At 63.9% G+C, this 13691-nt stretch carries 16 protein-coding genes; 5 read left to right on the top strand and 11 right to left on the bottom strand.

Features of this window, described 5'->3' with window-relative positions; translation table 11 throughout:
* Nucleotide 1: 1 nt before the first annotated feature.
* From R2834_01400 to ffh, 9 genes are all read right to left on the bottom strand, one after another.
* Nucleotides 2-388 carry a BlaI/MecI/CopY family transcriptional regulator gene (locus R2834_01400; GenBank protein MEZ4698956.1) on the bottom strand — a complete coding sequence of 129 codons (387 nt, stop codon included), beginning with the start codon at nucleotides 386-388 and terminating at the stop codon, nucleotides 2-4.
* Nucleotides 389-573: 185 nt separating this feature from the next.
* Nucleotides 574-1794, bottom strand: coding sequence for a tyrosine--tRNA ligase (gene tyrS / locus R2834_01405; protein MEZ4698957.1), 1221 nt, complete (start codon nucleotides 1792-1794; stop codon nucleotides 574-576).
* Between the two features lie 34 nt (nucleotides 1795-1828).
* Nucleotides 1829-2293 carry an SsrA-binding protein SmpB gene (gene smpB, locus R2834_01410; protein MEZ4698958.1) on the bottom strand — a complete coding sequence of 155 codons (465 nt, stop codon included), beginning with the start codon at nucleotides 2291-2293 and terminating at the stop codon, nucleotides 1829-1831.
* A gap of 9 nt (nucleotides 2294-2302) precedes the next feature.
* Nucleotides 2303-3121, bottom strand: a complete 819-nt coding sequence (locus R2834_01415) for an MqnA/MqnD/SBP family protein (GenBank protein ID MEZ4698959.1) — start codon at nucleotides 3119-3121, stop codon at nucleotides 2303-2305.
* Nucleotides 3122-3139: 18 nt separating this feature from the next.
* On the bottom strand, nucleotides 3140-3502 hold the full coding sequence (gene rplS, locus R2834_01420) for a 50S ribosomal protein L19 (protein ID MEZ4698960.1): 363 nt from the start codon (nucleotides 3500-3502) through the stop codon (nucleotides 3140-3142).
* A 93-nt stretch (nucleotides 3503-3595) separates the two neighbouring features.
* Nucleotides 3596-4309, bottom strand: a complete 714-nt coding sequence (gene trmD, locus R2834_01425; protein MEZ4698961.1) for a tRNA (guanosine(37)-N1)-methyltransferase TrmD — start codon at nucleotides 4307-4309, stop codon at nucleotides 3596-3598.
* Nucleotides 4310-4343: 34 nt separating this feature from the next.
* Entirely contained in the window at nucleotides 4344-4883 is a 540-nt protein-coding gene (gene rimM, locus R2834_01430; protein MEZ4698962.1) for a ribosome maturation factor RimM, read from the bottom strand.
* A gap of 20 nt (nucleotides 4884-4903) precedes the next feature.
* Nucleotides 4904-5623, bottom strand: coding sequence for a 30S ribosomal protein S16 (rpsP, locus tag R2834_01435; protein MEZ4698963.1), 720 nt, complete (start codon nucleotides 5621-5623; stop codon nucleotides 4904-4906).
* 53 nt (nucleotides 5624-5676) lie between these two features.
* Entirely contained in the window at nucleotides 5677-7026 is a 1350-nt protein-coding gene (ffh, locus tag R2834_01440; GenBank protein MEZ4698964.1) for a signal recognition particle protein, read from the bottom strand.
* 193 nt (nucleotides 7027-7219) lie between these two features.
* Here ffh and R2834_01445 point away from each other — a divergent pair, with 193 nt between their 5' ends.
* From R2834_01445 to R2834_01455, 3 genes are read left to right on the top strand one after another with little or no spacing between them, the layout of a single operon-like run.
* Complete coding sequence (locus R2834_01445; GenBank protein ID MEZ4698965.1) at nucleotides 7220-7834, top strand: 5-formyltetrahydrofolate cyclo-ligase; 615 nt, start codon at nucleotides 7220-7222, stop codon at nucleotides 7832-7834.
* Between the two features lie 29 nt (nucleotides 7835-7863).
* Nucleotides 7864-8502, top strand: coding sequence for a PspC domain-containing protein (locus R2834_01450; protein ID MEZ4698966.1), 639 nt, complete (start codon nucleotides 7864-7866; stop codon nucleotides 8500-8502).
* A 2-nt stretch (nucleotides 8503-8504) separates the two neighbouring features.
* Nucleotides 8505-8699 (top strand): PspC domain-containing protein, encoded by a 195-nt coding sequence (locus R2834_01455; protein ID MEZ4698967.1) that lies wholly within the window; start codon nucleotides 8505-8507, stop codon nucleotides 8697-8699.
* An 18-nt stretch (nucleotides 8700-8717) separates the two neighbouring features.
* Here the strand turns inward: R2834_01455 and R2834_01460 are convergent, their stop codons facing one another.
* A complete protein-coding gene (locus R2834_01460; protein ID MEZ4698968.1) occupies nucleotides 8718-9977 on the bottom strand; it encodes a pitrilysin family protein in 1260 nt (419 codons plus the stop codon).
* A gap of 74 nt (nucleotides 9978-10051) precedes the next feature.
* The gene (locus R2834_01465) at nucleotides 10052-11356 is read right to left on the bottom strand and encodes a pitrilysin family protein (GenBank protein MEZ4698969.1); all 1305 of its coding nucleotides are present in this window, start codon (nucleotides 11354-11356) and stop codon (nucleotides 10052-10054) included.
* Between the two features lie 247 nt (nucleotides 11357-11603).
* Here R2834_01465 and R2834_01470 point away from each other — a divergent pair, with 247 nt between their 5' ends.
* Nucleotides 11604-13145, top strand: a complete 1542-nt coding sequence (locus R2834_01470) for a PA14 domain-containing protein (GenBank protein MEZ4698970.1) — start codon at nucleotides 11604-11606, stop codon at nucleotides 13143-13145.
* Between the two features lie 3 nt (nucleotides 13146-13148).
* Nucleotides 13149-13604 (top strand): hypothetical protein, encoded by a 456-nt coding sequence (locus R2834_01475; GenBank protein MEZ4698971.1) that lies wholly within the window; start codon nucleotides 13149-13151, stop codon nucleotides 13602-13604.
* Nucleotides 13605-13691 lie beyond the last annotated feature (87 nt).

The raw sequence follows: 13691 nt of genomic DNA on the forward strand, positions 1-13691 counted from the left end.
CCTATTTCCCTTCCGTTTTGGCTTTTTCGATCAGAGCGGCGAGGCGTTCGAGTTCGTCATCCGGCAAATCCTCCGACAGATCCAGCAACGCAACCATCGCCTGCGACACCGATCCCTCGAAAAAGGTCGAAAGGACGTGCTGGAGCGCGTTCTGCTTGGCCGTCTGGCGCGAGACAGTCGGTTTGTAGAGGTACCGATTGCCGGACCGGTTGTACGAGAGATGCCCTTTTTCAACGAGGATACGCATGAGCGCGCGCACGGCGGAGTAGCTGGGCGCGTCCGGTATCTGATCCATCACTTCGGCGGCCGTCGCCTTCCCCTTCTGATAGATCACATCCATGATTTGCCGTTCACGGCGGCTCAGGTGTTCGTGGTTAGGCGTCGTCATACGCGTTTTCTGCCAGGGTTTTGGGCGTACGTCCCCTGCCTCGCAGGGGTTACGCACTGCTAATTATTTAGCACAAAATAACACGACGCACCTCACCTGTCAAGTCTTTCTGCTAAATATTTAGCACACCACGTCGAACGGCGAGGCATGGACGCCCGGGAGGACGTATCCCGAACGCGATGGGCTCAACCGTTCCAGACGACCCGGACGAACCGGCGCTTGCCTACCTTGAGCACAAACGGGGCAGCGGCGGCGAGATCGACCTCGAGCGCCGGGTCGTCGACGCGGGCGCCGTCGATCGAGACGGCCTGCTGCTGGATGAGCCGGCGTGCCTCTCCGTTCGAGGCGGCCATCCCGGCCGCGGCGATGAGCTTGACCAGCTGGATCGAGGCGCCGTTTTCGATGGCCGGCGTGAACGTTTCGATCTCGTCCGGCACGCCGCCGGCGATGATCGTTTTTTCGAAATGCGCGCGCGCGTCACGCGCCGCCTGCTCGCCGTGATACATCTGGACTATGCGCAGGGCGAGGTCGTGTTTGGCGTTGCGGGGATCGCGCTTGGCGTAGGCGTTGAGTTCGGCCAACTCCTCCGTCTTCACGTCCGTCGCCAGTTCGAAATACCGGAAGATGAGTTCGTCGGGAATCGAGAGGGTCTTGCCGTACATCTGCTCGGGCGCCTCGCTGATGCCGATGTAGTTGTCGAGCGACTTGGACATCTTCTCGACGCCGTCCGTCCCTTCGAGGATGGGCAGCGTGATGCAGACCTGCGCATCCATCCCGTTCGCTATCTGGATATCGCGGCCGACGAGCAGGTTGAATTTCTGGTCGGTGCCGCCCAGCTCGATGTCCGATTCGATGGCGACGGAGTCCTGCGCCTGGGCGAGGGGGTAGAGAAATTCGTGCACGCCGATCGGCTCTCCGCCCTTGTAGCGGCGCTCGAATTCGTCCCGTTCGAGCATGCGGGCGACGGTGTATTTGCCGGCGAGCTGGATCACGTCCCGAAACGACATCGGCCCCAGCCATTCCGAGTTGTAGAGGATGCGGGCCTTGCTGCCGTCGAGGATTTTGGATGCCTGTTCGTAATAGGACTGCCCGTTCTGGCGCGTCTCTTCGAGGGACAGGGGCGGGCGCGTCTTCGACTTACCGCTCGGGTCGCCGATCATGCCGGTGAAGTCGCCCACGATGAGGACCGCCTGGTGGCCGAGGTCCTGGAACTGGCGCAGCTTGCGGAGGACGACCGAATGCCCGAGATGGAGGTCGGGCCGGCTCGGATCGCATCCCAGCTTCACGATGAGGGGTTTTCCGGTATCGTAGGACCGCTGGAGTTTTTCCTTGAGCGCCGCTTCAGGAAGGATCTCGTGCACCCCGCGGCGGATGTGCGCCAGCTGCTCTTCGACGGGTAGAAACATGGTGATTTCAGACTGATGGCGATAAACGGTCGTACTACTCGTCCTTGCCGCTGCGCATCACGCGGTCCAGCCGGCGTTTCGAATCGCGATCGGCGATGTCGGCCCGCTTGTCGTACAGCTTTTTGCCCTTGGCAAGGCCGATCTCGATTTTCGCGCGTCCCGACTTGAAATAGATCCGGAGCGGGACGATGGTAAAGCCTTTCTGTTCGATGGCCTCGCGCCACTTTTCGATCTCCTTGCGGTGGAGCAGGAGCTTGCGGGGCGCGGTTGCTTCGTGGTTGAAGTGCCCGCCGTGCTTGAACGGTGAGATGTGGCAGTTGAGCAGCATCATCTCGTGGTTCTGTACCGTGCAGAACGCGTCCTGCATTTGCACCTTGCCCTCGCGGAGCGACTTCACCTCCGTGCCATGCAGCACCATGCCCGCCTCGAGGGTATCCTCGATGTGGAATTCATGGCGCGCCTTGCGGTTGGACGCTACGAGTTTGATGTCCTCACTCATGGCAGGGGCTCACAACAGCGGGATATCGTCCGAATCGTCTTCGTCCGCCGGCACTTCGTAGAACGAAACCGGCGCGATATCGTCGGTGGCGAGATAAAAGTACAGGTAATCCTGGAGGGCGGTAAAGCTGGCGACCGCGAGGTCGTCGAGGCGGTACCGCAGCTGGTTCTGGTAGAGGTCGGCGCGCGCGGCATCGACGGGATGCTGCTCGAGCCACGCCTCGGTCCGCTGCTCCGCCAGGCCGGCGTAGGTCGTGAGCCGGCGAACGAAGTCGGTATTCGCCGCGCCGCGTTGCGTGACGAACACGCCCCAGACCATCGGGTAGTTGGTCAGTTCGTACCACTCGCGCCCGAGATCCAGCCGTTCCATGGTCTCCGGGATCGATCCGGGCGGCGCATTGACGACGATGGTGGCGTCCGCCGGCGCGTCGAGCAGCGCCTGGACGGTGGAGGCGTCCACCGGCTTGAAGCCCGGCACGACGTTGTAGTGCTCTTTCAGGACGATCTGCGTGAGCAGGACTTCCTGGGCGTACCGGGGATCGAAGCCGACCGTGGAGATGGCCTCGCCGAGCGGTTTGTGCAGGATGATTTCGGCCTGGACATACGCCCAAGACGACAGCGCCACGGCGGGCAGCGCGTCGAACAGATCCTGCTCGCGGAAAAGCGTCAGTGTCGGGACGAGCGCGACATCCACTTCCCCCAGCACGATCCAGTTTCGGCACTCGGCGCGGGTCCCCCTACGAACGACAGATGGAGCAAAGCGTCCGCCCTGCTCCATGACTGCCGCGAATACATCGAGAGCCGGCTCGTCCCAAATGGCAATGCGCATCGTGGGTAGCCGGGGAAATCAGTTGGCGCGATCGTACATCTTTTCCTTGATGCGCGCCGCCTTCCCGCGGAGGTTGCGGAGGTAGTAGAGCTTGGCGCGACGAACGCTGCCGCGACGCACCACTTCCACTTTCGCCACCTTGGGCGAATAGATCGGGAAGATGCGCTCCACGCCGACGCCGTTGGAAATCTTCCGAACGGTGAACGTGCGGTTGGAGCCGCTATTCTGGATGCCGATCACGACACCCTGATATTGCTGGATGCGCTCCTTATCGCCTTCGACGACGCGCACGTGCACATTGACCGTGTCTCCGGGCACAAAAGCGACAACATCATCGCGAAATTGGGTCGCTTCTACGATCCCCATCAGATCCTTAGCCATGGGCCACCTCCGCTTATCGGGTTAACTATTCGAGTTCTATGAGTGCAAAAACCGCCGGCGAGCCGGCGTGTGTACAGGCGTGTATTCAAGTAGTCATGTCGATTGATCCAGGTCCGCCGCATCCAGCATGTCGGGCCGGCGCTCGCGCGTGCGAAGCAGACTCTGTTCGTCGCGCCAGGCGTCGATGGCCCGGTGGTCTCCGGAGAGCAGCACGCCGGGCACGTCGCGCCCGCGATACGAGGCAGGGCGCGTGTAGACCGGCGGCGCAAGCAGTCCGTCCTGATGCGAGTCGGTGAGCGCCGACGACGCGTCGCCGAGCACACCGGGCACGAGGCGAACGAGCGCGTCGACGAGCACGAGGGCGGGCAGTTCGCCCCCGCTGAGCACGTAGTCGCCCACGGAAACCTCACGGGTAACCAGCGCATCGCGGACCCGCTGATCGACGCCCTTGTAGTGCCCGGCCAGCAGAATCAGATGCCTGTTGAGCGAAAGCTGGTTTGCGATCGGCTGCGTGAACACCTCCCCGTCCGGGGTCAGGTAGATCACGTCGTCGACCGGTACGCCGCGCTCCACGGCGTCGGCCATCAGCTGTTCGATGCAGGCAAAGATCGGCTCCGGCTTGAGCACCATGCCGGCGCCGCCGCCAAACGGATAGTCGTCCACCTGGCGGTGCTTGTCGGTTGTGTAATCCCGGATGTCGTGCACGTGGATCGTCACGAGCCCGGCTTCCCGGGCGCGATGGATGATGCTGTGTTCCAGCGGTCCACGGACGATGTCCGGCAGCGCGGTGACGATATCTATGCGCACGGTTTACCCGAAATACCCGATACGGCGCGCCGGCTCAGTCATCGAGCAACCCATCGATGGGTCGGATGACCAGCAGCCCGGCGGCAGGATCAATCGTTTCAATGAACGCAGGCACGGCAGGCACGAGCGCGTCCGGCCGGCCTTCCCGCTCGATCACCAGCGTGGGGTGAGCGGGCATATCCAGCACTTCGGCCACCCGGCCGATCCGCTGCCCCTCGGCGTGCACCTCGAGGCCGACCAGCAGGTCGACATCGTAGGTCTCGCCCTCCGGGGCGGGCAGATCCGACGCCGCCGCGAAGACCGATCGGCCCCGCTGGCTCTCGGCCGCATCGCGATCCGTGATAGCGGTCAGCCCCAGCAGGACCAGGCGTCCTTTCGCGTTATGCTGAAACCGCACCGATTCGACCGCCTGTTCGGCGGCCTCTTCGGGGGTGTCTCCCAGCCAGACCCGTTCGAGATCGGTATAGACCTCGTCGTCGGGCAGGGCCGGCAGCACCTTGAGCTCGCCCAGCACGCCGTGCGCGCGCAGGATTCGCCCGATACGGCGAAGCGATTGCGCGTCGGCGGAAGGCATGGCTCGGTTGACGCGCGGCGTCAGTCTTCCTTGGTTTCTTCGGCTTCGCCTTCGGCGGCCGGCGCTTCATCGGCAGCCGGTTCCTCGGCCACGGCTTCGGCAGCGGGCGCTTCGGCGGCCGGTGCTTCCGCGACGGGCGCTTCAGCAGCCGGCGCTTCAGCAGCAGGGGCTTCGGTAGCGGACGCCTCGGCGTTCGCGGCATCCTGCGCCGCTTTCGCTTCGGCCGCAGCCTGCTCTTTCTGCTTCAGACGCTCTTCGGCAGCCTGCCGGCGAGCCGCTTCGGCTTCGGCTTCCGCCTTGGCTTCGGCTTCGGCGCGCGCCTTGGCGTATTCGGCTTCCTTCTTGGAGGCTTCCTTGCGCTCAGCTTCGAGCGCTTCGCGGCGCTGATCGGCGACGGTGCGCTTGACCGACTGTTTGCTGCCCCGCTCGGCGAGGAACGCCTGCACCGCGGTCTGGATTTCTTCTTCCGACTTGCCCTTGCGGCGCATGTGCGCGGCCAGCATCAGGCCCTGGCGGCTGAAGAGGCTCCGAACCGTATCGGTCGGCTGCGCGCCCTGCTCGAGCCAGTACAGCACGCGATCTTCCTGGAGCTCTACACGGACCGGCTCGTCGACGGCGTAATAGCGTCCGAGATCCTCGATGTACTTGCCATCGCGGGGGCTGCGGGTATCAGATGCCACCACAGCGTAAATTGGGTGTTTTTTACGCCCCATTCGGCGTAGACGGAGTTTTACTGCCACCTTGCTTCTCTCCTTGGTATCGCTTCTTGGTTACGGAGTGAATACACGTTGTATTATCGCCCGCCCAGGAGTCCCTGGAGGTCGACGTTTCTACCCTTGCCCATCAGCTTCGACATGGTCTTCATCATCTTCTTCATCTCATTGAACTGCTTGATGAGCTGATTGATGTCCTTGACCTCCATGCCGCAGCCGTCGGCGATGCGCCGGCGCCGGCTCCCGTTGAGGATATCCGGTTTGCGCCGCTCCATCAGCGTCATCGAATTGATGATCGCCTCGATGTGCTTGAACGCATCGTCATCCACATCCAGATCGCGGATCTGCTTGCCGACCCCGGGGATCATGCCCAGGAGGTCTTTCAGCGAACCCATGCTCTTGATGCGCTGGAGCTGTTCGTAAAAATCTTCGAGATTAAAATCTTCCGAGCGGATCTGCCGCTGGAGCTTCTCGGCCTCTTTCTGGTCGAACTGCTCCTGGGCGCGCTCGACGAACGAAACGACGTCGCCCATGCCCAGGATGCGCTGCGCCATCCGGTCCGGATGAAACGGCGTCAACGCATCGAGCTTTTCGCCCATCGACGCGAACTTGATCGGCTTCTGCACGACGGAGCGGATCGAGAGCGCGGCGCCGCCGCGAGTGTCCCCGTCCAGCTTCGTGAGCACCACCCCGTCGAAGTCGAGCCGCTTGTTGAACTCGAGCGCCGTGTTGACCGCATCCTGCCCCGTCATGCTGTCGACGACGAACAGGATCTCGGTCGGCTGTACGGCCTGCTTGATCTGCTCGACCTCGCGCATCATCTCTTCGTCGACGTGCAAACGGCCCGCCGTGTCGATGATGAGGATGTTGTTGGCGTTTTTGCGCGCCTCCGAAACGGCCTCGCGGGCCACGCGGACGGCGTCGCGGACGACCTCACCGTTTTCCACGACCGCATGCACCGGCACGCCGACCGTCGCCGCGAGGGTCTTCAGCTGGTCGACCGCCGCGGGGCGGTATACGTCCGCCGCGGCCAGCATCGGCGCAAAACCCTTCGCCTTGTAATAGGCGGCCAGTTTGCCGCAAAATGTCGTCTTGCCCGAACCCTGGAGGCCGGCGACGAGAATGATCGTCGGCGGCTTCGGGGACATCTTCACGTCGACCTGCACCGTGCCGAGCAGATCCATCAACTCGTCGTACACGATCTTGACGAGCTGCTGCCCCGGGGAGACCGCGTTCAGCACCTTGCTCCCGAGAACCTGGTCCTTTACTTTGTCCGTGAAGTCCCGCGCGACCTGGTAGTTGACATCCGCATCCAGCAACGCGCGCCGAATCTCACGCATCGACTCGGCGATGTTGAGCTCGTTCATTCGCCCCTGCCCCGAGAGGGACTTGAGCGCCGTTTCCAGCTTGTCGCTTAGATTTTCGAACATGAGGTCGTCGAACAGAAAACAGAATCGCCGGACCGGCGTGCACGCTCGATCCGGCGCCAGGAGTTTATTCCGGGCGTAGAAAGGTTAAAATAGACGATACAAACGGCTTCTCCAACGTCGCCATGGCCAGTTCGTTCTGAACAAACATCGAATTTTTGACGAGTTAGCGAAGGACAGCCTCCCTTTTCGCCCCATGCACGCCGAACATCCCGCGAAGTCCGACCTGCGCAGCCGCTTCGACGCCTACCGGCGCAGCCTCACGCCGGCCGAACACGCCGAGCGGTCCGCCGCGATCGCGACGCGGATCGCCGCGCTGCCCGCATTCCAGGCGGCGCGCTGCATCCACGCCTACTGGCCGCTGGAGCGGCGACGCGAAATCGACCTGCGTCCCCTGCTCCTGGCCGCATACGGGCTGGGAAAACAAATTCTGCTGCCGGTGGTCATACCCCAGACGCATACCGGCATGACGCACCGCCTGTTCGAAGGCGCAGACCGCCTTCGCGCCGGATCCTGGGGCGTGCATGAACCCGCCGGCGATCGAACCGTTCCGGACGCCGCGATCGACCTGATCATCGTCCCGGCCCTGGGCGCGGATCGCTTCGGTTACCGCCTGGGATACGGAAAGGGGTATTACGACGCCTTCCTGGCGGGGCTGGCCGCTCCGACGGTTTGCCCGGTATTCGAGGCCTGTCTCGTGGACGCCCTGCCGAGGGAGCCGCATGACGTGCCTGTTTCGTATCTTGCGACGGAATCGCGCATGATCCGCGTCAGCCATCCCGACGCAACAACCGATTCGGCCGCTCCGTAAGGGCGGAGTACCTGTAGCTTATTGCACTGATGAAGACACGTACACGAAAACCGATCGAAGACCAGCTGAGTTTTGAATCCGAAGACGGCGAACTCAACCTCGAACATCTGAGCGATGAAGAGCTTGAGAGTCTGCTGTTCGAGGAGGAAGACAAAAAGAAGGAAGGGATCTGGAATCTCCCGACCATCGCCGGCCTCTCGCTCATTCTCGTGGGCATCGCCTACATCCTGCAAGAGCTCGGGTGGCAGGGAATCGGCGTTCCGAATCTGGGCGCGCTCGTCGAGATGTTGCCCTGGCTGGCCGGCATCCTCATCATTCTGCTCGGTTTCGGCGTGCTTTCGTGGCGGCCGAAGAAAAAGAAGAGCAAGGTGAAGGTCCGCGTCGCCAAGCGCACCATCGAGAAGGAAGCGCCCGCCCCGGAACCGACGACAGGCGGGAAACGCAAACTCTGGAAATCGCGCGACAAGAAGCTCGCCGGGGTAGCCGGCGGCATCGCCGAGTACTTCAACCTCGACCCCACGCTCGTCCGCATCGCCTTCGTGATCGGCACCATCGTGTCGGAAGGCGCTTTCCTCATCGCGTATTTCGTTCTGGCCGCCGTGATGCCCAAGCCGGAATCCCGTCCCAGGGAGAAACAGATCACGATCATTCGCGACCAGGTGAAATAAGCATGAGCACGAAACGCCTCCATCGTTCGATGGAAGACAAGATGATCGCCGGGGTTTGCTCCGGCATCGCGGACTATTTCGACATGGACCCGACGCTCATCCGCGTCGCCTACGTCCTCCTCAGCTTCTTGATGGTGGGCTTCCCCGGCCTCATCCTCTATATCATCCTGGCCGTGATCGTCCCGGAAGAAGGCTGATCGATCCGGCCGACCGGTTCAGGGCAGGGTGCCGGCGATCGCTACATCGAACCGGTCCGGGTGGAAATGCCGGCGTATCGCCGTGCGGACATCGGCCTCGGTGAGCGCTTCGATGCGCGCCGGCCAGTCGTCGAGGTGACGGGTTCCGAATCCGTTGCGGACGCCGGTAAGAATCGTCGCGGCCAGTCCGCTCGTCGTGGCGAGCTTCACCTTGAACGATCCGGTGAGGGTGGTGATGTGTTCCTCCAGCTCGCGCGCCGTCGGCCCCTCCTCCACAAACCGCCGCACCTCGGCGATCGTGGCCTCGATGCCGCGCTCCAGGTTTTCCTGGCTCAGCGTGACGGATACCCGCCAGTGCCCCTCGTAACGCGTGGAGATGCCGGCCAGACCGGAGTAGATGCCATAGGTGAGCCCCATGTCGTCCCGGATGATATCCATGAGGCGCGACGAAAACGTCCCGCCGAGGATCTGGTTGGCGAGAAACAGGGCCGGATAGGCGGGGTCGTCGCGCCGCATGCGCACGGCATGTCCCATCCGGACGTCGAGGTTCTTGCGGTCGATCATCGGGCGCACGACGCGCCGGCCGCCGAGGGATTCCAGCGCGCTCACGGCATACCGCGGCGGCGCCTCGCGAGCCGGCCATTCCGCGAGGCCGGCGTCGACCGCCTCGCGCGCCTCGTACTCATCCACATCCCCCACCATCACGATGTTCAGCTCGTTGGCTCCGATGTGCCGGTCGTAGAAGGCGACCACATCGTCCAGCGTGACGCGCTGGAGCTGCTCCAGCTCATCTTCTTCCGCGATGGAGTAATTGGGATGATCGGGCGGGTAGAGCTGACGCAGCAGGGCGCCGGCGGCCTGCGAGCCCGTGTTCTCCATATTGCGACGCACGGCGGCGAGCATGCGCTGCCGCGCCTTCTCAAACTCCTCCTGATCGAATAGCGGCTCGCGGAGCTGCTCCGCCATGACCCCCAGCACGGTCGGCACGTCGCGCCGGAGCGCCCTCCCCCAGAACCCCAGGCGGATGCCGGTGGCCTCGTACCCCAGCTGGGCGCCGCGGTTTTCGAGGACGTCGGCGATCTCGAAGCGGTCCCGGCGCTTCGTCCCCTTGTCCAGCAGATTCACCATCAGGTGCATCACCAGATCATCCCCCCGCTCGAACTGCGGGTTCGCCACGACGATACCGCGCCAGGACACGACGTCCTCGATGCGTGTTTTCAACGTGTATAGCCGGCCGGCGCCGACCGCGTGCTCACCGATCTGTTCCTGGAATGTCATGCGCGGACGCTGGATGCAAAGGGGATGGTTGGCAAAAAAGAAGGGTGCGGGCCGGCGCCTGGCCGGCTCCGGCTTCAGGCTTCGGGGATGTAATACCCCACCGTGCACGTGTCGTCGAGCAGGTAGGTCTGCGCGACGCGCTGGACGTCGGCCGCCGTGACGCGGTTCACCTCGTCCATATAGGTCGTATACAGCTTCCAGTCGCCGGCGGCGATCGCTTCGTTGAGCTGCGACGCCACCGCATACGGGCCGTCCCGCCCGAAGGCCTCGGAAGCATGCAGGACGCTGCGCGCGCGGGCGATTTCGTCCGCATCGACCCCATCGTGCTGGACTTCCCGGATCGTCTCGCGCACGGCGGCTTCGACGTCCGCATGCGTCTTGTCCGGAGCCAGGAAGGCATAGAGCGAAAAAAGGCCCGGGTCCCTAAAATGGCTCATGGACGCCGACGCGCGGGTGGTCATGCCCCGGTCGGTCAGTTTCCGAAAAAGCCGGCTCCGCTTGCCGCTGCCCAGCACGACCGACAGCACGTCGAGCGCCGTGGCGTCCGGGTGGAGGGCTTCCGGGGCCTTGTAGGCGAGCATGAGCGTGCCGAGTTCGCCGGCCTTCTTCACCACCACCCGCCGTTCGCCCCGCTGTTCGGGCTCCTGGACCCGCAACGTGGGGATCGCGTGCGGCGAGGCCGCGATGTCCCCGAAGTGATCGGCCACGCGGTTCAGGGCATCCGTCGTTTCCACGTCGCCGATGACGGAGACGACGGCGTTGTTCGGCCAGTAGAAGGTGTCATAGAAGCCGCGCAATCCGGCCGGCGTGACCTGTTCGATATCCGAGCGCCATCCGATCGTCGGGTGGTGGTACGGATGCGCCATGTAGGCCACGCTCCAGACGGTCTGGTACAGCTTGCGAAACGGCTCGTTGTCGCCGCGGTCGTATTCGTTCAGGATGACCGTCCGCTCGCTCTCCATCTCTTTGGGATCGAGCAACGCGCCCCGCATCCGGTCCGCCTCGATGTCGATCGCCAGCGGCAGGTGCTCGCGCGGCAGCAGCTCGTAATAATTCGTGCGGTCGTTCCAGGTCGTCGCGTTGAGCTGCGCGCCGACACGCTGGAGCGCGCGGTCGAGGGTGAGGCCGCTGGCCTTGTTGAAGCGCTGCGTCCCCTTGAACATGAGGTGCTCCAGGAAGTGCGTCGCTCCCGTCAGCCCGATCCCTTCATTCCGGCTGCCCACCAGATAGGTGATCATGAAGGTGGCAACGGGCGCGGCGTCGTTCGGCAGGACCAGTACGTGGAGCCCGTTGGCCTCCAGCACGAAGTGGGATACGCCGCCGGACGTTTCGACAAAGCGGTAGCCGGCCGGCGCGGGAGCGGGTTCTCCGTTAGGCATGTATGGTATTCAGCGTGAGATCCAAAGAGGGATGGAAGGCGATGAGAGCGTCTAACGGGAGGGTCGGTGGACGGTTTCCGGGACGCCCGCGACGTGTTTTAGCATCTGCTTTCGGACTGGAACGAGCGGTCTGGCGCATCGACCGGTGCGCCATTGGCGCACAACCCTCTTTTCGGGCCGTTCTGGCATACTCCTTGGGCATGCGCGGGAATCGCCTTGCCTGCCTCCCCACACCTCCCAGCCCGACATGCATTCCTCGTCCCTCACGCCGCGCGCCGCACGGCGGCGCACTCCGCTCATCCTGGCGCTGCTCCTCGGCCTGACCCCGCTTCTCGCCCACGCCCAGAGCGACACCTATATCGCCCAGAACGGCCTCGTGGTCGTCGAAGCCGAGTCGCTGCCGCTCGCCGGCGACTGGGTGATCGAATCCTCCGAAGCGAATTACACCGGCGACGGCTACATCCGCTGGAACGGTCCGAATTCACTCACGACCCCGGGCAACGGCACGATCGCGCTGGTCTTTTCGGTCGACACCGCCGGCGACTACTACGTCAAGCTGCGCATGTCGCACCTCGGCGCGCCGGCGGGAGACCAGGAAAACGACTGCTGGCTGAAGGTGGATGGCGGCGACTGGAACAAGGCCGTCCACCCAAGCACCCGCATCGCGGAAGGATTTACGTTTCACACGGTGCTGGAACCGAGCGGCGGCGTGTTCGAGAGTCCGCTCTACACGCTGAGCGCCGGCGTCCACACCGTTTACCTTTCCGGACGCTCCAACAACTTCAAGCTGGACCGCATTCACGTGTACCGGAGCGACGTGTCGGATCCGGAGAATACGTCGTACCCGGAGTCCCCGACCGAAAACGGCGCAAGCGGCATCAGCACACTCACCGTCACCAACGGCGCGGGCAGCGGCGATTATCCGGAGGGAACGGTTGTCTCCATCGTAGCCAATTCGGCGCCGGCGGGACAGGAATTCGACCGCTGGACCGGATCGACGGCGTTCATCGCCGACGCGCTCCTTCCCAGCACCACCGTGACGATCCCCGCATTCAACGTGAGCGCCACGGCCACCTACCGGACGCTCGGCGGCGGTGGCGGCGACGGCCTCCGCCCGGCCGACCAGCCCGCGAACGCCCGCCAGGGCATCCGCTTCGATTATTACGAGCAGTCCTGGGACTTCCTGGGCCATTTCGACGCCCTCACGCCGGCGGCTTCCGGCATCACGGACGACATCGACCTTGATGAGGCGAAAATCGCCGACGGCTATCTGCTCCGCTTCAGAGGCTACCTGAACGCTCCGACGGACGGCACCTACACCCTCTACACGGCGTCGGACGACGGGAGCCAGCTTTTCATCGGCGACCTGCTGGTGGTCGACAACGACAGCATCCAGTCCGTCCAGGAACGCAGCGGCGAGATCGGACTCAAGGCCGGCCTGCACGCCATCACGGTGGGCTATTTCGAGCGAACCGGCGACGCGGCGCTGACCGCCAGCTGGGCCGGCCCCGGCTTCGCCAAGACCGAGATCCCGGCCTCGGCGCTCTTTTATGCCGACGAAGGAGACGGTCCCCTCCTGGGGGATGTGTCCCTCAACGGCGCCATTTCCGCCCTGGATGCCTCCCAGATCCTCGTCCATGCCGTAGGGCAAATCCTGTTAACACCCCCCTCTGCAGCCGTTGCCGACGTCTCCGGTAACGGCGAAATCTCTGCCTACGACGCGGCGCTCATCCTGCGTTTCGTCGCCGGCATCATATCCTGTTTTCCCGCAGAGGCGGGGTGCGAATAAGGTATGGGTCAACAGCAACTGCTTCTGCTCGTGCTCGCCCTGGTCGTTGTCGGCCTCGCCATCGTGGGGGGCATCGAGGCCATGGGCTATTACCGGAAACGCTTCAACGCCGACGCCCTGAGCCAGACGTCCGTCCGCATCGCCGCGGAGGCGCAGGCGTGGCTGTTCCGCCCCACCGCGTTCGGGGGCGGCGGGACGCTGGGCAGCGGAGCGCAGGGCGACTTCAGCGGCCTCACCCTGACCCTCGCTACCCTGGGCTACCCCGTCACCGTCGGCGACGTCTACAGCACGACCGACGGCACCTACAGGGGCGCCGTCCGCGGCGCCGAATTCGTCATCACGGCCAATTCGCGTGGGGAAGACGCGTCTTCGTTCATCAACCTGGTCTGCACCATCGTGAGCGGCACAACCGACGACGACATCGCGATTGAAGTCAACCCGGCCGCGGGCACCTGTTAGGCGGGAGGTGCCCAGACACGTCGACGCGGCGTCAACTGTCTGCTCACTTGCATCGCGCCCATCCAGGAGGCATCCTGGCACATCCGG

The sequence above is a fragment of the Rhodothermales bacterium genome (genome assembly GCA_041391505.1).
Classification (GTDB): Bacteria; Bacteroidota; Rhodothermia; order Rhodothermales; family JAHQVL01; genus JAWKNW01.